This is a genomic window from Sutterella faecalis (genome assembly GCF_006337085.1).
In the GTDB taxonomy this organism is placed as follows: domain Bacteria; phylum Pseudomonadota; class Gammaproteobacteria; order Burkholderiales; family Burkholderiaceae_F; genus Sutterella; species Sutterella faecalis.
In genome coordinates this window covers 724,570-742,640 of sequence record NZ_CP040882.1, presented here as the reverse complement: position 1 = coordinate 742,640, position 18,071 = coordinate 724,570, and the positions used below count along the sequence as shown (strand labels likewise).

The following is an 18,071-nucleotide window of genomic DNA, read 5'->3' as shown; positions in this document are numbered from 1 at the left end:
GGTGGGCGTGGTGGTGTGTTTGATGCTGGGAGGGAGGATTTTTTGGGGATGAGCTTTTGACTCAAGCCGGGGCCTGATTTTTCTGTATACACAGAAAAAGAGAAGTTTTTCTGAGAGATAAATGAGAAAGGAAAGTGTTTGCTTCTATCGGATTAACCCTTAATCCCATAGTAACCCTCGTTGTGTTTTCGCAAAGGAACGGGCAGATAAATCAGAAATCTCTCTATTTTGCTGAGGGTTGACATACAATAGAAGTGTTGTTTAAAGACGACGATTGTTTTGGCTCGAAAACAGCGGTTGAATATTATGTTTGCCCCCCCCCCCTCCTTCCTCCAGCTACTCGCTTAAGATTATATTATAAGATAATAAATAATATAAGTTCGGTTGGAGATGATAGTAAAAAATCTAAATTACAGATTTTTCCGAAGGCGCATGAAAAACGATTATTTACTTTAGGAAAGTTAGTATTATCGTTATCTTTAGCCATTGAATCTCTTACGGTATATGGCCAATCGGTTGTTGGGAGCTATTCAGATGATTTTATCGTTGAAACACATGGATTACAGAGTGATTTTCAAGGAAGAGAAGAATTAACATCCTATATTTCAGGTGGGTATTGGGCTTATAAAGATGAAGACAAAACTAAGGTCTTTGTTCTAGATGCAGATATCTCAAATAGAGAATCACCTAAAGCGCTAATTTTAATTGGAAATGCAAGTTATTTTGCTAGCGGAAATCACTATCAAGATTTTGCTACTTATTATTTTACGTTATCTTCTCGTCGAACTTCTGATGAACCTAATGCTCAGAGTGCGCTTTCTGTAAAGCTAAAGGATAAATCAGGGGATACAAAAGGAGGGGTGGTCAATTTTTTATCAAAATCATTGACCATTTCGTCAGAAAATAAAGCAAGTAAATTTACTTCAGGAGGAATTGAATATTATAATCATTATTATTTTGACCTTCAGCCTGGGACTGTTAGTGGGATAACAATTGGCGATAATGGGAAGGTCAATATTCTTGATCGTAATGATTTCCTTGCCTTATATTCCGAGGATGGCGGTGAGAATGGAGCTCAGCTTGTCTCTATAGCGGTAAAAAATGACCTGACCTATGAAAATGGCAATAATTTACATTTTCTAAAAAATGAGGGCTATTCAGCTATCGCTATTGACAATAGAAGCGGGACTTTTTCTTTGCATTCAAACAAATTTGATATTAAATCTGAAAATAATGCATTGTCCGCTTATGGGGTAGATGGCGCAGGAGAAACCGCTTCATCTATGACGGTAGGATTGCTTGGTTTGGGGGGGGACATTTGATTTGCGTGCAAATACTTTGGGAACTATAACGGTTGAAAGCACTGAATCAGCATTCCCCGACGAGCAAGTGGAGCGCGCAGCCAATAACACATCAGAAAGTTATGGCTTATTGGCTATGACAAAATATAATCCAACAATTTTAAGGGTATACAATAAATTTACGGATCAGTATGAAGCTAAACTTGTTAATGAAAAGCCTGTTATTTTCGAGACAGGCTCGCCCGTTGGAACGGAAGTAACTTTTTCAAGTTCTGGTTCTTCGCAGTATAACATTAGCAGTTGTGCACATAAAGACTCTGCTTTCGGGGTATTAACTCTAGGTAGTTTTAATACAGTTAAATTTTCCGGTAATGTTTCTATTGAGGCTACATCTTTAGCTTCATCTTCCTCTACTAAAGATAATTCTGACCTAAATGCATATGGAATAGCCCATATTTCTACTTCAACGGAAGTCAAGGCTGAGTCAAATCACGTAGTATCTGAGCCTGTTTCAGTGTACGATAGCGGATCAAAAATATCTTTAGTTACAAATTCATCGCTGATAATAAATGTAAATAGCAATGAGGGAGAGGCATACGGCTTAATGCAGATAGGTGAAAATTTCTCGGAATTCCTAGGGAGTTTAGAGATTAATGTCAATCAATGTCTGAATTTAGCTGATTATAAGGATTCGTACGCTATTTTGGTGTCGGGTGATGAACGTGAAAAATCGCAATATGGCGATAGTTCTAATGGTCGAGTGGTAAATATAGCGGGGGACTTTAAGGTTGATTTAAATCAAAAACAAAAAGAAAGTAAGTTGCGTAAAACCAGAGCGATAGAGGCTAAAGGTCATTCCACTGTAAATGTTAATTTATCGGGTGAATCAAGTGAAATTAACGTAGTCGGCGATTTGCATACCACTCGCATGATTGCGGATGATATAGGAATAACATTGCCAACAGCAGAATATATAGGCCTTAATATAAATATATTACCTTGGGCTGTACATGAATGGTCGGGCCCTTTGGGCCGTTCGGCAAAAATCGGAAATGATGAGCTTACTCAAGCAATTACAAATCAAGAGACATTGCCGGTATACCTTGGAGAAGGCCGTATCAACTTCGTAATGAACCAAAAGGATTCCCGCCTTGTCGGTGCCGCTAACGGCAACATCGACATGGAAGTGGGTTCCGGTACGCTCTGGTCCGTCACTGACGACAGCATTTTCGAAAACCTGCGTCCCACCGGCGGCACGATCGATCTTCATCACCCGGACGATGAATGCAAGTGGAATGAGGCAAATCCGTACCAATATCTGATGGTGAAGAACATCACGGATGAGGCCTATCCGCTCCTGAACGGCGCCCGGACTGCAGCGCTCGCAGAAAACTCGCTCTTCATACTAAACACCAACATCATGGGCGACCTTGAGAAAGACGGAAAGCGCGTCTTCTCCTTCGACGGCATTACGTATTATGAAAAGGCTGACGACGATGGTGAAATTACGAACGGAACATTGACCGGCGAGACCTTCACCGGGAACGGCAGTTACATCTTCAACGGCCAGCCTGTACCGATTGAACTCAAGGGCTTCACGGTGACTGAGGCGGCGGCCCGCATGCGGCACGATGTCCGCTTCGGCGACTTTCTCGACTTCCGGACGGAAACGTCCGAAGCTCAGGAACCCAGGGAGCAGCACTATCGCGTCCGCATCAACGACGAAACGATCGCAGACGGATCCATCGACTACCGCGGCCGCGTGCTCAAGTTTGCGACCACGCCAGCTCATGTGAAGCTCTCGGGCGACTGGACGTCCCTCGACTACACCGCCTTCAAGTACAAGCCGAAAATCTGGAAGACGGAGCACACGGATCAGTACGTGAAAGCTGACGGTACCCTTGATACGCGTCCCGGAAGCGTGCTGAATGAAGAGGGCGTTATCCAGGAAGCAGTGAATTCCACGCTCTTCGAGCGCGATGATTACGACAAGGTCGTGGCAGGTCTCGAATCCACGGAATCCGATCCCGATGCTCTCGACATCGCCACCGGCATGACGGACTACTGGGTCTCCGGCTACACGAAGGAGATCAACGATCCAGGCAAGACCACCACAGCCATCGCGGGCATCAGCTTCAACCCGATCTATCTGAGCACTCTGAGAAAGCGTCTCGGTGAAGTGCGCTACGGCGCCCAGGACGGTCTCTGGGCTAAGGCCATGATGATGAAGGATTCGGTGGGCGGCATTGCCTCGAAGGGCTACGATCAGGATCTCTATGGCGTGAGCTTCGGCTTCGACCATCTCGTGCGCAATACCGAAGAGGGCTTGTGGCTCTTGGGCGCCAACATCCGCCAGGCGCATGCCGAGCAGGATCTGATGGATGGCCTTGGGTCCGGCAAAACCGATGCCATCGGCCTCAACGCCTATGCAACCTGGGCCAATTATCAGGGCGCCTACGCAGACTTCGTGCTCTCAGCCGACCATTACCGTCAGAAGCTTTCCACGGTCGGCGAAAAGGGAAAGATCACGGGCAAATACAACACGCTCGGCTGGGGCGCTTCGATCGAAGTGGGTCACATGTTCCACACGACGAGAAACGACCTCTCCTGGGGCCCCTGGTACAACTCGTGGTGGCTTGAACCCCAGCTTCAGCTTGCCTTCTATCGCGTGGAAGGCGAAAAGTACACGCTCTCCTCCGGCGGTAGGATCCGGCAGAAGGACGCCGATTCGCTCATCGGCCGCGCCGGCATCGTGGTCGGTAAGAAATTCAATTACGGCGAAGACCGGGAGGAAATCGACCGCCGCTATTCGCAGGTTTATCTGAAGGCCGGCGTCAAGCACGACTTCCTCGGGGACCGCACCGTCTGGTTCGGAAGCGACCGCTTTGACGGCGAGGTGGCCGGGAAGACCACTTTCTACTATGGCCTGGGCGGCGACTGGCAGTTCTATGAACGCATGCGTCTTTACGGGCAGATCGAACGCGAAACCGGCGACGACTACGAGAAGGACTACGAAGTCTCGGTCGGTCTCAAGTACGAATTCTGAGGAGAAAGATCATGCATACGAAATTGAAGCTTGCCGTTCTTGCTGCGTTCTCTGCCGTCGCGTTCACTGCAGCACCAGCGCACGCTGCTTATTCCGTCTACTCGGACCCGGACTGCGGGCCGAAGGTTGAGAGCTCGGCCTGGTTCATCGACTATTCGGGCACGATGCAGGAAAAACTCAAAGAGCCCGAAGAGAAGTCCTATCCGGACTGGGCAAAGGGCAAGGAGAAGGAATACGACGAGCTCTTCGAATACCGGAAGGTCGTGCTCGCGAAGAACCTGCTCCTGAAGCTCCGCAGGATGCTCCCGGCTGAAGCCGGAATCCAGGTGGCTGCCGGCACCATGGCGCCTCATACGCTCCCCGTGGGCTTTAAGGACGACTTTGAAAAGAAAGTGGGGCGGCTCCCCGAACGCCTCGAGGTTTTCGGGCGCATGACGAACCCCGGCGAAGGCCTGATCGACTACGAAAAGCGCCTTGAGCGCTATGCGGAGTCGGAAAAGGAACTTCAGCGCGAGACTGCGGAGCTTCTTCGGAAAAAGAGCGCGCTCCTATTCTTCACCGACGGCGACGAGGTGAACCGCGGGCGCCTTTTTGAAGAAGGTTGGAAGGCCTTCCGCGAAAAGGAGCCGCTCGCGAAACCCGTTCTCGTTGCCTTCACCGATGACGAGGAAACGAAAAAGGAAGTCACCCGTCTCGCCGAAGTCGTTCCCGGACTCATCACGGCTGACGCGCGCGAGCTGCTCTTGAACGATGAATCGATGGCCGCCTTCATTGCGAAGGTCTTCTATACGCCGTGCCTCGACTTCACGCTCTCGGCCGACACGCTCTTTGCGTTCGACAAACATGTGCTCAAGCCCGAAGGCATCGCTGAAATTCATCATGTCGCCGAAGTGCTGGCGAAGGAGCGGAAGATCATCGATCAGCTTCACATCCGCTTCTCGATCACGGCGCACACGGACCGCATCGGCACGTACGAATACAACGACAGGCTCTCGGAGCGCCGCCTCAACACGGTGCTCACGCAGCTTGAGAAGGAAGGCGTCGACATGTCGCTTTTCGTGATCCGGCGCGCCGAAGGCGAATATCACCCGGTGACGGGCGACGCCTGCAAGGGCCTCTGGAACCAGGAAGCGATCGACTGCCTGCAGCCTGACCGCCGCGTCGAAATCCGCATGGTGCGGCCCGAGTAAAGCCTTCGATCAGGTCAGGAGAGGCAGATCGCAGAGTGTCTGGCTGCGGTCTGCCTCACCGGGCCTGTCTGTCCGTGAAATACAAAAATCAAGAAAGCGAGAAGAAAGCATGTGCGCTGAGAATCGCTCAAACTCCCGTGAATTCCCTTTGTTTGCCCATGAGCTCAATGCCGCACTCAAAGAGGGCGACAGCGACCGATTCATCGGCCTTGTGGGCGGTCTCTGCCGGCTTTACGGCATGGGCGAAATCGCGAAGCAGTCCGGGCTCAACCGGCCGCAGCTCTACCGGTCTTTCCAGAAGGGCGGCAACCCGAGCTTCAGGAATCTCCTCGTCTGCCTCAACGTGCTTGGCATTGAGATGACGGTGTCGGGAAAGGACGAGCCGTCAGGCGAATGAAAGTGCACCCGCAGAATATGCTGCTGCGCTTTGCGGCAGCATTGCGTTTGAAGCCGTTTCCGGCTTGAATCATCGTTTTTGAGCGAATGTATTTAAATGAAATCTATGCAGGGGCCCTTAACTTTAACAATCTATTCATAAAGCAATTTTAAGATTTAGAATAATGAATCAAAATGCCTGTGCAGCAGTGGTTTATCATGGTTTAATATGCGCATTAATTTGATATAACAATTAAATATGGAAGCATGAAATAATATCCGATATCGGATATCGAATATGCGTTGCGGGGTTTATTGCATATTGAGTGCAATGAGTGCGAAAGAGATAATTTTTGAGGCCCCAAAGGGAAATTCCTGAAGCCTTCAGTGATTCAGGAACGATTCCTGCCTTTCATCCGGGCGCCCTCAATAGACCTTTCAATCCGCAGAAAAGAGAAACAACATGCTTCGCACATTCAAGCGCTCCGCTGCCCTGCTCGCCATTCTTGCCGCTGCCGGCACGGTTTCCGCCGCCGACCTGCAGATCTACGGCCGCATTGATGCGGGCCTCATCTATCACAACTACGGCGGCGATTCGGAAAAGTCCGATACCTTCACGATGGATTCCGGCACCAATACCGCTACCCGCGTCGGCATTCAGGGAAGCGAATCGTTGACCGACAATACCAAAGTGATCTTCCGTCTCGAAAGCCGCTTCACGTCCGACACGGGCGCCTTCAATGCGTATTCGGGTAAGACCAATCGTCTCTTCGGCGGCCAGAGCACGCTCGGCGTTGTCAATAAAGAATTCGGTGAAATCACAATGGGCCGGGTCGCTGGCATCTCGTCAAGCACAGGTCCTTACGACCTTCAGGCCTACATGGATCCGTTCGGCGGCGGCACGAACGGCACCGGGAATGCTCCCGTGAAGAGTTCCCGCCACGACAATATGATCACGTACCGCTCGCCCGTTCTGGGCGGCTTCCAGGCGACCGTGCAGTATTCGCTCAAGTCCGACAGCAATGACGAAGGCGATGAGGCAAAAAGCGACGTGAACCGCTTCTTTGATGCGGGCCTTCACTACGCAGCGGGGAATCTTCACGTTGCTGCGGTCTACGAACGCCTCGAATGGGGTAAGGAAACGCAGCTCGACAATGGCGCTTCCGAAGACAGACAGGTTGTGACGGTGGGCGGCAGCTACCGCTTTGAACCGGTGACGGTTTTCCTCCAGAGCCAGTACTTCCGGGGACTCAATGCCGTCGACGGCTTCTCGTCGGCCAATCTGAGTGAAACGAACAATAAGCGCGATGGCCAGATTGAAGGCTACGGTCTCTATGCGGGCGCGGAATTCTGGTTCGGACCGTCGTCCTGGAAGTGGATGGCCTATTGGCGCGATTACGAGCTCGAACGCGAAACCGGCGCGTCGCATGACGGCAATACCTTCGGCATCGCCAACAAGTTCGTGTACCGTCCGTCGAAGACCGTCGAATTCTACGTGGGCGGCGGCTACTCACAGTGGGATCGGCTCGCGGCTAAGGCTGGCGCAGTCGAGACTCTTACCGACAGCGATCTCAACGGCTACTTCGGCATGACGAAGTACTTCTAAGAAGCATCCGTGTTGCGAAGAGGACTGCACCAGGTACTTGGGTGCTGCAGTCCTCTGCAAGTGAATCTACTTCAGCGTATTGATTTATTCGAGAAAGCTTCAGAAGTCAATACTCGCTCAATGTATTCACCTTGCTGTTTCTGCTCCCATTTAACCTGCTCTAAAATAACTTGTTGTGAGATAAGTTGTTTGGAAGCAGGTTAATTATGACGACCTTCAGGTTCTATGGCAGGGAGCGGCAGCTCGAGTCGCTTCACCGTGTTCGCGAGCGAGCGGCCGAGACTTCGGCTCAATTTACGCTGATCAGCGGCCGCAGGCGCATCGGCAAGACGCATTTGATTCGCGAGCATCTCAGGCGGGAGTCTTCCCGCGAGATGCCGGGGATTTACCTGGCTGGCTCCGTTATGCCTGAATCGATGCTGGCAGAGGAGTACTGCTGCGTATTGGCTCAAAAGCTCGACATGCAGATCCCGATCGTTAAGGATCTGGCGGAGTTCTTCCGCATGGTCGCGACGATCGCCGAAACACGCCCGATGACGCTCGTCGTTGATGAGTTCCAGGACTTGACTAAAGTCTCGGAGTCTCTCACGAGCAAGCTTCGCGGCATCTGGGACATTGCGAGAGAGCGCTCGAAGCTTCATCTTATTCTTTCCGGCTCGATGAACACCATGATCAATAAGATCTTCCGGGATTCGCATGAGCCGCTTTTCGGACGCATCGACCAGGAGATTCGCCTGCGTCCTTTCAAAACGACGGAAGTTGAGGCAGTTTTCAGAACCTACAGTCCCGGCTTCAAAAACGAAGACCTCCTGGCCTTTTATGCCTTTACCGGCGGCATTCCAAAGTACATGGGCTGGTTGATCGAAGCTGATCTTTTAGAAGCCGACGCCATGATGGAAGGCATCGTGAGCGAGGACCTGGGCTTTTTGAACGAGGGGAATGCTGTTCTGCAAAATGAGTTTGCCGGCAGCTGGATCAATTGCTTCAACCTGCTTCTCAGCATCGCAATCGGCAGGCATACCTGGGGTGAGCTCGCCGGACTCAACCCTGAGAACTCCCTGGGTCAACACTTGAAGCGCCTCGAGGAAGACTTCAATATCGTCGGCCGCCTGCAGCCGCTTTTAGCGAAGCCCGGTTCCCGGAATGCGCGCTATGAAATCACGGATCTCTTCTTCCGATTCTGGTTCAGGTTCATTCATGCCAATCGGCGGTGGCTCGTCTACGACGATCCTTCACGAATCGCGGAAAAAATCAAGGCGGGATATCCGACGTACTCCGGATATGTCCTCGAGCAATGGTTTGCGGAACGTCTCCGTGAGATGCAGCTTTTCGACCAGGTCGGACCCTGGTGGCAGGCCGGAAAGGGACAGGATCCCGCGGAAATCGATATCGTTGCAGTGAAGTCGCCGGATATCGCCGGAAAGGAAGCGCTTGCCACAGAAGTAAAGCGGCAGCGGAAGGCATTCCACGCCCATGATTTCCTCAATAAGGTCAGTCTTCTGGAAAGGAAGACGCTCTCCGGCTTTTTGATCAAGCCGATCTGCCTCACCACGGAAGATATGACGCTGTCGCTGCCGGAGATTGAATCCAGGGTTCTGGCAAGGAACATGGCGTAATCAAAAGAGTTTCCTATGGTTGATGTTGTCAAGGCAGCTCAGATTGCCGCTTATTTTCTCTGGAAAAACTTCGGACAAATGCCGTCCTGGAAGCTGATGTTGTTAATGTACTTTGCTGAGCGGGAATTTTTGCTTCAGCATGGCGAACGACTTACTGGAGGCTGCATGGCTGCGATGAGGCATGGTCCAGTATTGCTTGAGATATATGATTTCATTGAGTTTCCCGGCCGGAATCCTGGCTGGAGTATCTGGATCAGCGGTCAAGCCAACGGAAAATTGTCTTCTCCAAAGATTGAGGACGTTGATCCGCAGAAGCCTCTGGAAGTCTTTGACGATCTGTCGCGTGCCGAAGTTCAAATTCTGGAGGCTGTTTTTGCAAGGTATGAGCGCTTAACTCATTGGGAATCCGGTGATTTGATGCTGATGAAAAAGTACGCTCCCGAATGGGATGCTCCGAAAGGCAGCACCTCGCCGTTGAGTCTCCGTTTCATCCTGATGAGTCACGGAAAGAACGAGCAGGAAGCCAATGGAATCATCAGACACATACAGGAAATGGACTTGGTTCGGGATAGTCTCAGAGCACTATTTTGATGGCCGCGATTCCCGACAAGATCCGCTCTGCGGCAGAGAGGGAGGACATTGCCCTGAGGGCGTCGGCTACACCCGGCGTTCAGCTGACTTCCCTGATCGAGGCCATCAACACTTTGAATCCACATCTTTTTGTCAGGAACGTCCGTCTCAGGAACGTTCTCCAAAAGAACGTTCCCGGAGAGAACACTAATGCCGCTCATCTAACTTTTTTGCTCCCGTTTGACTCAGAGTGCGCTGGTGAAGGCGTGGACGCGCGCCGTCATGGACGCATTGGATCTGCCTTTCCCGCCGCGATTCGAGCGGCTCTAGCAGGTGGTCGACTATCTGCTCGCCGTCGGCAAAACGCGCCCGATCAGCATCTGCATCGACGAGTGTCAGGGACTCAACGCCTGCGAACCTTCCTTCTGGTCGGAATTCGAGCTTGCATGGAACATCCACCAACCAGACTCGAAAACCGTGCTGATGCTCGTTATGAGCGGTTCTGCCGGTGCGGCGCTGCAAAAGCGTTTCGAGCGCCCGAGCGAACCGCTCTGCGGCAGAGCCGACCGCTTCATTGCGCTGGAGCCTTTCCCATTACGCGTGGAAGCCGAAATCCTGGATGACTACGCGCCCAATGCCGAGAATGACAACCTTCTCGCGCTTCATGTTCTGACGGGAGGCGTCGTGTGGTTGATTGAAGACCTGATGGAGCGCGGAGCCGCGGATCTTCCCCGCATGGCGGATGCGGTCTTCCAGTCGGGCTCGAAATTCATCATGGAGGGTGAAAGTGAGCTCGCAAATGAATTTCCAGGAGACGCTTCAAGAAACCGCACGATTCTTCAGGCGCTTGCATCGGGCAAAACTAAGCGCGAAGAACTGCAGGAAGAGTTGGGTTCTGTTTCTGCGAGCGGCTTCCTGTCCCGGTTGGAAAAGAACTGGGGGTTGATTGCTCCGCTGCGTCCGGTGCTCTCGCCCGATTATCGCCGGGTCCGTTATGAGCTTTCGGACCGTTATCTCGCGTGGTGGCTTGCCTTCATTCAGGGCGCAGAGTCCGAGCTTTAGCAAAACCGATATGCAGAAATGCGCGATGCGTTCCTTGCGGGCTATGCCGCCTTCTCAAGGCCTGCCCTCAGGGATTGCTTCACGTCCATCCTTCTTGAGAGCGGGCGATTCAGCGAAGTCGGCCCCTGGTGGGACAGGAGGGGCTTCAACGAAATCGACATCGTTGCAGTGAGCGGCAGGGAGATTCTGCTTTTTGAGGTCAAGCGGTCAGAAGAAAAGATCAACCCGGTGCAGCTTGCCAATAAAGCGCAAGCCTTCTTTGAAGCCCGCTCAAAGCTTCAGAAACTGCCTTTGAGGCTCGCATCGCTCACGCTGGAGGATCTCCGGAAAAGCACAGACGAGATCATTGAAAAGGCCTGCTCGTCAGGTTTCTCGCAAAGGCGGGTGCACAGGCAGTCCCGGCAGAGGAAGCGGATTCCGTCTGCCGGGTGAGGTGCCGTCAAACCGGATCAATCAATCCCGGTCACCTTGAAGCCGGCGCCTTCAACAGTGGCTTTAAGCATTTCATCGGTCACGAAGAGATCGGCCTCAACGACGGCGCTCTTCTTCTCAAGACTCACTTCAACTGCGTCGATGCCGGGAAGCGCGCGAAGCGCCTTTTCAACGGCCGAGGTGCAGTGGCTGCAGTGCATGCCTTCGATATGAATGGTTTTCTGAGACATTTTCTTTTCCTTTGCCGCAGGCGCGGCGGACTGGGGTTCTGAAAGGAGAGCAGCATCGCTGCCCGCAAGCTTCGGCCGGAAGAAGCGCAGCCTCAGCGCATTCGTGACGACCGAGAAGGAGGAGAGGCTCATCGCGAGGGCGCCGAGCATCGGGGAGAGGGTCAGCCCCTGAGAGGCGAAGACCCCGGCCGCGATCGGGATGCCGACGGCGTTGTAGATGAATGCCCAGAAGAGATTCTCGCGGATATTGCGCATGGTTGCGCGCGAGAGCTCAATGGCTTCCACAACGTCCGAGAGGCGGCTCTTCATGAGAACGACGCCCGCGGAAGCAATCGCGACATCGGTGCCCGCGCCGATCGCGGCGCCCACATCGGCCGCGGCAAGCGCCGGCGCGTCGTTGACGCCGTCGCCCACCATAAGGACGCGGGCGCCGGTATTTTTGAGCTTTTCAACTTCCTGGGCTTTCCCGGCAGGCAGAACGCCGGCAATCACGTTCTCAATCCCGGTGCGTGCGGCAATGGCCTTTGCCGTCACCGGGTTGTCGCCGGTCAGCATCGTAACGGCGACGCCCAGCTGCTTCAGGGCCTTGACGGCTGCCGCAGAGTCGGGCTTCACCTGGTCGGCAACGCGGATGAGGCCGAGAAGCGCCCCGGGCGCGTCGGGCGTCGGTTCAGAACCGATAAAGAGCGGGGTTTCGCCGTCTTCAGCAGCCTTTTTCGCGGCGGCTTCGAGCGTACCTGGTAGCGTGAAGCCGAAGGCCTCCGTCATGCGGGCGTTCCCGGCAAACCAGCGGCGCTTGCCGATCCGGGCGGAGATGCCCTGACCCGCGGTCTGACGGAAGTCGTCGACGGGCTGCACCGGGAGGCTCCTTTCTTTGGCTGCCCGCACGATGGCGGCGCCCAACGGATGTTCTGAAGCCGACTCGAGCGACGCGGCGGTGATGAGGAGCGGCGTTTCAAGGCCGGGAGCCGCGGGCACAATCCCCGTGACCTCAGGCTTCCCAGTCGTAACGGTGCCCGTTTTGTCGAGCACCGCGGCGTTGACGCGGCCGAGAAGCTCAAGGGCGGAAGCGGACTTGAAGAGAATGCCGCGCTTCGCGCCCTGGCCCGTGCCCACCATGATGGCGGTCGGCGTCGCAAGGCCGAGGGCGCAGGGGCAGGAAATGACGAGAACGGAAATGGCGGACGTGAGCGCGAATCCGAAGGATTCGCCAAGAAGGAGCCAGACGATGAGCGTGAGGAGTGCAATGCCGATGACGACGGGGACGAAGATTCCTGCCACGCGGTCAGCAAGCCTCGCGACCGGCGCCTTGCTCGAAGTTGCCTCGTCGACGAGCCGGATGATCTGCGCGAGCGCGGTGTCTTCCCCCACGCGCTCGGCGCGCATGACGAAGCGTCCGGAGGAAACCAGCGTGGCGCCCATCAGGGTGTCTCCCGTCTTCTTTTCGACCGGAATGCTTTCGCCCGTCATGGCGGATTCGTCTACGGTTCCCGAGCCCTCGAGCACCGTGCCGTCGACCGGGATGGTACTTCCCGTGAGGAGAATCACCGTGTCGCCCTTCTGAACGTTCTCCGCAGGAATGGTGGATTCCTTCCCGTCGCGGAGCACGACTGCCGTCTTTGGGGCGAGCGCCGCAAGGCGTTCGATGGCGTCCGTGGTCTTTCCCTTCGCACGGGCTTCGAGCCACTTTCCGACCGTAATGAGGGTCACGATCATGGCGGCGGATTCAAAGTAAAGGCCGTGCGCGAGGTGAAGCGCGTGATCGGTCTCTCCAAGACCGGCATAGTAGGCGGCTTCAAGCAGCACCCAGGCGCCGTAGAGAAATGCCGCGCCCGCACCCACAGCAATCAGGGAATCCATATTGGGCGCGCGCATCACGAGGGCCTTCAGGCCTCGCGTAAAGAACACCCGGTTGAGGAAGAGGGGCGGAAGCGACAGAAGGAGCTGCAGGATGCCGCGCATGAGCCCGGACGCGTCGGACCCCAGCCAATCGGGGGCCGGGAGTCCCATCATGGTTCCCATGCTCACGTACATGAGAAGAACAAGGGAGACGATCGACCAGGTGAGGCGCGTGCGGATGGCGCGGGCCTCGGCTTCCGCTTCGACTGAGCGGCTGGCACGCTCTTTTTCGGGCGACGTCTTCCGGCCGTCCGTGCGCTCGGCACCGTAGCCCGCCTCGGACACGGCGGCTTCGATGAGGCTCGTGAGCGCATCGCTTTCTTCGGGCGACGCGCAGTGCGAGTTCACTTCCATCGAGTTCTTAAGCAGGTTGACGGCAACTGAATCAACGCCTTCAACTCGGGAGACGACTTTTTCAACCCTCGCCTGGCACGCGGCGCAGCTCATGCCCGTGACGGCAAAGTGCAGACGGCAGGAGGGCGTATTACGTGGAGAATCTGGCATTCCTGGGAATGAGAATGAATTACGGGTAACACAACTATAGACCATGCAATCGCTACAGGGTCAATACGCCTCCCGAGCTATCCCGAAAGAAAATCCGGGAGGCGAAAAGCCGCTCGAGAGCGGCGCGGTTCCCAAGTTGTGGTTCCCGGCATCGAGCCGGGAACGCTTCGTTCGTTATTCCCAGGGGGAGGCTGTAGCTGCGCTCTTTCCGGCAATGCGTCCGTAGACGATGCAGTCCGTAATGGCGCAGGAGCCGAGACGAACGGCGCCGTGAACGCCGCCCGTGGCTTCGCCGGCGGCGAAGAGTCCCGGGATCGGTTTGCTGGAGGCGCAGTCGATCGCCCGGGCGTCCATATCGGTCAAAATTCCCCCCATGCAATGATGGACCTTGGGGACCATCTGCGACGCATACCAGGGTCCCTGCGACATGGGCTTCGCGAGCTTGTTGACGTATCGCCCGTAGTGCGCGTCCTTTCCTTCGTCCACGGCCTTGTTCCACTCGGCAATGCTCGCCCTGAGGCCGTCGAGATTGATTTTTTCGCCTTCAGCAAGCGCTTCGAGCGTCTCGTACTTCCTTACGCAGCCGCGCTCGAGCATCTTTGCGAGAAGCCCGGGCCGCGAGATTTCCATCGGCGCGGTGCCGAGCGAATCCGCCACGGCATAGCACTTCGTGCCTTTGTTGAGGAGCGTCATGATGGCATCGGCGCGGACCTTGCGGTTGGCGAGCTCATTGATGAAGCGCGTGCCGCCTTTGTCTTCAACCCAGACGCCGAACATTGCTGCGGCGCCCTGAGCAAAAAAGAGCGCGATCCCCATGCCTTTTTCAGTGGGCGAGGTCCACGGCGCGCATTGAATCCAGTCGGTCTGAATCATCTGGCAGCCGATGCGGTCCGCCTCGCGCCAGGCTTCGGACGTTGCGCCCGGCTGGCAGGTCGTGCCGATTTCGGCCGTAAGCTTCGGGTCGAAGATCGTGCGGTAGGGAATGTCGGCGCCGAAGCCGCCGTGGGCGAGAACGAGTCCGCGCCTTGCCTTGATGAATTTGATCTTGCCAGAATCCTTATTGGGGAAGCGGTAGCCGTCGCGAACCATGACGCCCTTGACCCGGCCGTCGGCGTCGCGGATGATGCGCTCCATCATGACGCGGGTGCGGATCGGGACGCCGAGCGTTTTGAGCTTCTCGATTTCCTTCAGAACAATGCCCGAACCCGAGCCATTCCTGATGATCGCGCAGCGAGGCACCGAGTGGCCGCCTTCCTGGGAGACGCGGTCTCTGTTCCATTCGACGCCGAGCTCGTCAATCGTCCACTGCCACGTGGGAAGCGCCTCTTCGCAGAGCTTCTTTACCTTATCGGGATGGTTGAGGCCGAGGCCTTCCCGGAGCATGTCTTCCATCATGAGTTCGGGAGAATCGTCGATGCCTTCCTTCTTCTGCATGGGCGTGCCGGGTACGCCCATGATGCCGCCGTTGATGATGGAGTTGCCGCCCGGGTTGCGCATCTTTTCGAAGACGGCAACGCTTCTGCCCGCAAGCTTCGCTTCAATCGCTGCAGCGAGCCCGGCAAAGCCAGAGCCGATCACGACGACGTCGAATTCCTCGTCCCATTTTTCGGGCATTGCTTCAACGGGTTTGGCTGCGGCAGGAAGGGATGCAGCGAGCGCCGCGCTCCCGGCAAGCGCGGTCGTGAGCCAGCTGCGGCGGGAAATGTTCCTCATATAGGATCTCCATCGGGCAAAAGAAAAGATGATTCTTTCTTTATAGGCGGGCGGCGGATCAGGAGTCCATCGATAGATTCCCGGGGGCGTTCTATGGAGGAGGCCGAAGCTCCGGAAGCGCGGGTTCCGGGACCTTCATGCTTTGGTGGATGCCGCCTGCCGGCGCTCTCGAACGACAGCCTCTTTCGCGAGTGACGGGATGATGACCGGGTTTGTCTGAAAGCTCGCCGCGCGACTCGCAGTAAATGCACGCGAAGTTTTCCCTGCTGCGCAGAAGGCATCCCGATTGGAGCAAAACGTGGGAAGGTTTGACAAAATACGTGAATTCCCAGAAATCCGTTAACAGGGTCTGAAAGAAAATCATATCTCGGCCTAGTTTTAATTTAAGGTAACTAACTGAAATTTAAAGGTTAGTTGCCTTTATTTTTCTCTTGAAAAACTCTCTATAAATATTGTACAATAGTGTTATCATCGATAACACTGATTCCCGGTGATTTATGGGCATAGTTTTTAGAAACCAACAGGAAATCCCGATCCCTGACTTTGCATATGTGAATGCTTCCGACGGTCGTGTTTTCACCATCCATCGGGACGAGCGCAACAAGCGCCAGCACATCACTATCGGGTGGGCGACTTCCAAAGTCACCATGCACCCCAATGAGAACTTCAAGTTTCTCTATCCCAAGCTCTGGGCGCAGTACTACGGGGAATCCCGGCTTCAGCCTCGTGAGCTTCATGTCGGGCTATATGGTTTGACTCTCAGCGCCGGCTGGAAGACCGGGCTCTACCCAATGCTTCAGAAAGACTTTGGTCCGCTCAATGCCAATGCAGTCCTGGATTACGCCATGTTCAGCATCCGGCATCGGGCAGATTCAACAGATCTGATGAGGGACGAGATGGCTCAGCAGCTGCTCTTTTCCGACTCGCTTCGGAGCGACAGCTGGTATTCCGATTTCTTTGAAAATCAATTGAGTGCAGACATCATCCATCAGTTTCGAATGGACTGGCTCAAACGCTTCGCAGCGCAGGGCGGCACTAAAGTCTGGCTCTGCATCGACGGCTCAAACAACGACTGCACGATCTCGGAAAGCCATATTGCCGAACCCGGCAATTCAAAGTCGCATAAGGCAGTAAACATCTACAGTTACATGTGGGCCGTCAGCTCAAAGGATGGGCGCCCCGTCACCTGGTTCCTCAACAACGGCGGCAAAGTCGATGCCAAGGCTTTTGAGAAGATGATTCGCTTTCTTGCCGCTGCCGGCATCGAAATTGAAGGCGTCATTCTCGATCGCGGCTTTGCTGATGAAGGCGTTATGCGCCTTATCCGGGAGCTCGGATACCGCTACGTCGTCATGCTGAAGTCTTCCGCGCTGGCCTACAAGACCATGTTGGAGAAATACGCGGAAACGATCCGCTGGAAGGTCGCTCACGTCATAAACGACAAGGGCATTTTCGGCGTCGAGGAAAGGACCCGTGTATTCGCGAGCGGCACGGAGGAAGCCTGCGTCGGCTTATTCTTCGACGGCATTCGAGGATGCAGAAAGTCCGTGGACGACATTGCCCGGGTGCTGAAGAGCCGGCAGGAAATCAGGGCTCAGATCCTTGGCGGGAAGAAGCTGAGCAAGCTTAAAATTGCTTCCGACATGAAGTCCTATCTGAAGCTGACAGGGACTGAAGATGCTCCCGATATTGAGCTCTGCACTGAACGACTTCAGCAAGCCATTGACGGCCATGGGTTTAATGCCATTGCCTCTTCTGAAGATCTGCCCGCAGAGAGGATCAGTGAGATCTATGACTACCGCGACATCTCAGAGAAGCAGTTCAGCGCATTGAAGTCTCAGCTCGGCGCGGACGTAACGCGCGTGCATGACGATCAGCGCATTGAGGCAAAGCTTGCCGTCTGCTTCATTGCCGCCGTCATTCGTACTGAAATCGAACTTGCCTGCCGCAAGCTGGAGCTCGACACCAACAAGTCCTTTCGGGAAGTGGATCGCACGGTTCTGACGCTGATGCCGAATGATGAGTACTGCGCCGTGCACGACTACTCAAAGCGCATGGCTCTGCTCTATGCCGAATTCGGCTTGAGCGACGAGCATCTCGACTTCTTTGCGCAGGAGGTGAACAGCCGCAGAAATCCGGTTCACAGCCAGACGCGCACGATGCCGCTGTTTTTGACGCCTGCGCCCAAACGCAAACCCGGAAGACCCGCGAAGAAGAAAGATCCGGAAGAGGCAGAGATGCCTAAGCGGAAGCCCGGACGCCCCAAAGGCAGTAAAAACAAGAAAACGCTTGAACGGAAAGCTCTGCAGGCGACCCTGCCGGCTCCCGTAAAACGCAAGCCTGGGAGACCCAAGGGCAGCAAAAACAAGAAGACGCTCGAACGAGAAGCTTTGCTGGCGGCTCCTCCCAAGAGAGGCCGTGGACGCCCCAAAGGCAGCAAGAACAAATCAACGCTGGAGCGCGAGAAGCGAGAAGCCCGGGAGAATAAATCCGGCAAGCCTCAGTGAAAATATTCCCCTTGTCGCCA

The 18,071-nt window shown here is 54.7% G+C and carries 13 protein-coding genes; 10 read left to right on the top strand and 3 right to left on the bottom strand.

What is annotated here, in order from left to right; all coding sequences use genetic code 11:
• Positions 1-257 precede the first annotated feature (257 nt).
• The gene (locus FG381_RS02945; protein ID WP_139687470.1) at positions 258-1,322 is read left to right on the top strand and encodes a hypothetical protein; all 1,065 of its coding nucleotides are present in this window, start codon (positions 258-260) and stop codon (positions 1,320-1,322) included.
• Between the two features lie 165 nt (positions 1,323-1,487).
• On the opposite strand, the gene FG381_RS02940 is transcribed toward FG381_RS02945, so the two are convergent.
• On the bottom strand, positions 1,488-1,778 hold the full coding sequence (locus FG381_RS02940) for a hypothetical protein (RefSeq protein ID WP_139687469.1): 291 nt from the start codon (positions 1,776-1,778) through the stop codon (positions 1,488-1,490).
• 652 nt (positions 1,779-2,430) lie between these two features.
• Here FG381_RS02940 and FG381_RS02930 point away from each other — a divergent pair.
• The 8 genes from FG381_RS02930 (at position 2,431) to FG381_RS02895 (ending at position 11,198) form a co-directional block, all read left to right on the top strand.
• A complete protein-coding gene (locus FG381_RS02930; protein ID WP_165697813.1) occupies positions 2,431-4,347 on the top strand; it encodes an autotransporter family protein in 1,917 nt (638 codons plus the stop codon).
• An 11-nt stretch (positions 4,348-4,358) separates the two neighbouring features.
• Positions 4,359-5,537: an OmpA family protein gene (locus tag FG381_RS02925; RefSeq protein ID WP_139687467.1), complete on the top strand. Its 1,179-nt coding sequence runs from the start codon at positions 4,359-4,361 to the stop codon at positions 5,535-5,537.
• 109 nt (positions 5,538-5,646) lie between these two features.
• Positions 5,647-5,934 (top strand): addiction module antidote protein, encoded by a 288-nt coding sequence (locus FG381_RS02920; RefSeq protein ID WP_139687466.1) that lies wholly within the window; start codon positions 5,647-5,649, stop codon positions 5,932-5,934.
• Between the two features lie 441 nt (positions 5,935-6,375).
• Positions 6,376-7,518, top strand: coding sequence for a porin (locus FG381_RS02915; protein ID WP_139687465.1), 1,143 nt, complete (start codon positions 6,376-6,378; stop codon positions 7,516-7,518).
• A 206-nt stretch (positions 7,519-7,724) separates the two neighbouring features.
• On the top strand, positions 7,725-9,134 hold the full coding sequence (locus tag FG381_RS02910; RefSeq protein WP_139687464.1) for an ATP-binding protein: 1,410 nt from the start codon (positions 7,725-7,727) through the stop codon (positions 9,132-9,134).
• Between the two features lie 15 nt (positions 9,135-9,149).
• A complete protein-coding gene (locus FG381_RS02905; protein ID WP_139687463.1) occupies positions 9,150-9,725 on the top strand; it encodes a Panacea domain-containing protein in 576 nt (191 codons plus the stop codon).
• A gap of 312 nt (positions 9,726-10,037) precedes the next feature.
• Entirely contained in the window at positions 10,038-10,766 is a 729-nt protein-coding gene (locus FG381_RS02900; protein WP_139687462.1) for an AAA family ATPase, read from the top strand.
• 18 nt (positions 10,767-10,784) lie between these two features.
• Positions 10,785-11,198 (top strand): DUF234 domain-containing protein, encoded by a 414-nt coding sequence (locus tag FG381_RS02895; RefSeq protein WP_139687461.1) that lies wholly within the window; start codon positions 10,785-10,787, stop codon positions 11,196-11,198.
• Positions 11,199-11,215: 17 nt separating this feature from the next.
• Here FG381_RS02895 and FG381_RS02890 read toward each other — a convergent pair whose 3' ends face one another.
• Together FG381_RS02890 and FG381_RS02885 are read right to left on the bottom strand one after the other, a co-directional pair.
• Positions 11,216-13,831, bottom strand: coding sequence for a heavy metal translocating P-type ATPase (locus FG381_RS02890; RefSeq protein ID WP_139687460.1), 2,616 nt, complete (start codon positions 13,829-13,831; stop codon positions 11,216-11,218).
• A gap of 174 nt (positions 13,832-14,005) precedes the next feature.
• Positions 14,006-15,544, bottom strand: coding sequence for a flavocytochrome c (locus tag FG381_RS02885; protein ID WP_139687459.1), 1,539 nt, complete (start codon positions 15,542-15,544; stop codon positions 14,006-14,008).
• A gap of 497 nt (positions 15,545-16,041) precedes the next feature.
• On the opposite strand from FG381_RS02885, the gene FG381_RS02880 reads away from it, so the two are divergent.
• Positions 16,042-18,051, top strand: a complete 2,010-nt coding sequence (locus tag FG381_RS02880) for an IS1634 family transposase (RefSeq protein WP_139687458.1) — start codon at positions 16,042-16,044, stop codon at positions 18,049-18,051.
• Positions 18,052-18,071: the final 20 nt, after the last annotated feature.

Coding starts and splice junctions, on each gene's coding strand:
- FG381_RS02880 (WP_139687458.1), top strand. CDS start 16,042: ATGGGCATAGTTTTTAGAAACCAACAGGAAATCCCGATCCCTGACTTT.
- FG381_RS02905 (WP_139687463.1), top strand. CDS start 9,150: ATGGTTGATGTTGTCAAGGCAGCTCAGATTGCCGCTTATTTTCTCTGG.
- FG381_RS02890 (WP_139687460.1), bottom strand. CDS start 13,831: ATGCCAGATTCTCCACGTAATACGCCCTCCTGCCGTCTGCACTTTGCC.
- FG381_RS02925 (WP_139687467.1), top strand. CDS start 4,359: ATGCATACGAAATTGAAGCTTGCCGTTCTTGCTGCGTTCTCTGCCGTC.
- FG381_RS02920 (WP_139687466.1), top strand. CDS start 5,647: ATGTGCGCTGAGAATCGCTCAAACTCCCGTGAATTCCCTTTGTTTGCC.
- FG381_RS02895 (WP_139687461.1), top strand. CDS start 10,785: ATGCGCGATGCGTTCCTTGCGGGCTATGCCGCCTTCTCAAGGCCTGCC.
- FG381_RS02915 (WP_139687465.1), top strand. CDS start 6,376: ATGCTTCGCACATTCAAGCGCTCCGCTGCCCTGCTCGCCATTCTTGCC.
- FG381_RS02930 (WP_165697813.1), top strand. CDS start 2,431: ATGAACCAAAAGGATTCCCGCCTTGTCGGTGCCGCTAACGGCAACATC.
- FG381_RS02910 (WP_139687464.1), top strand. CDS start 7,725: ATGACGACCTTCAGGTTCTATGGCAGGGAGCGGCAGCTCGAGTCGCTT.
- FG381_RS02885 (WP_139687459.1), bottom strand. CDS start 15,544: ATGAGGAACATTTCCCGCCGCAGCTGGCTCACGACCGCGCTTGCCGGG.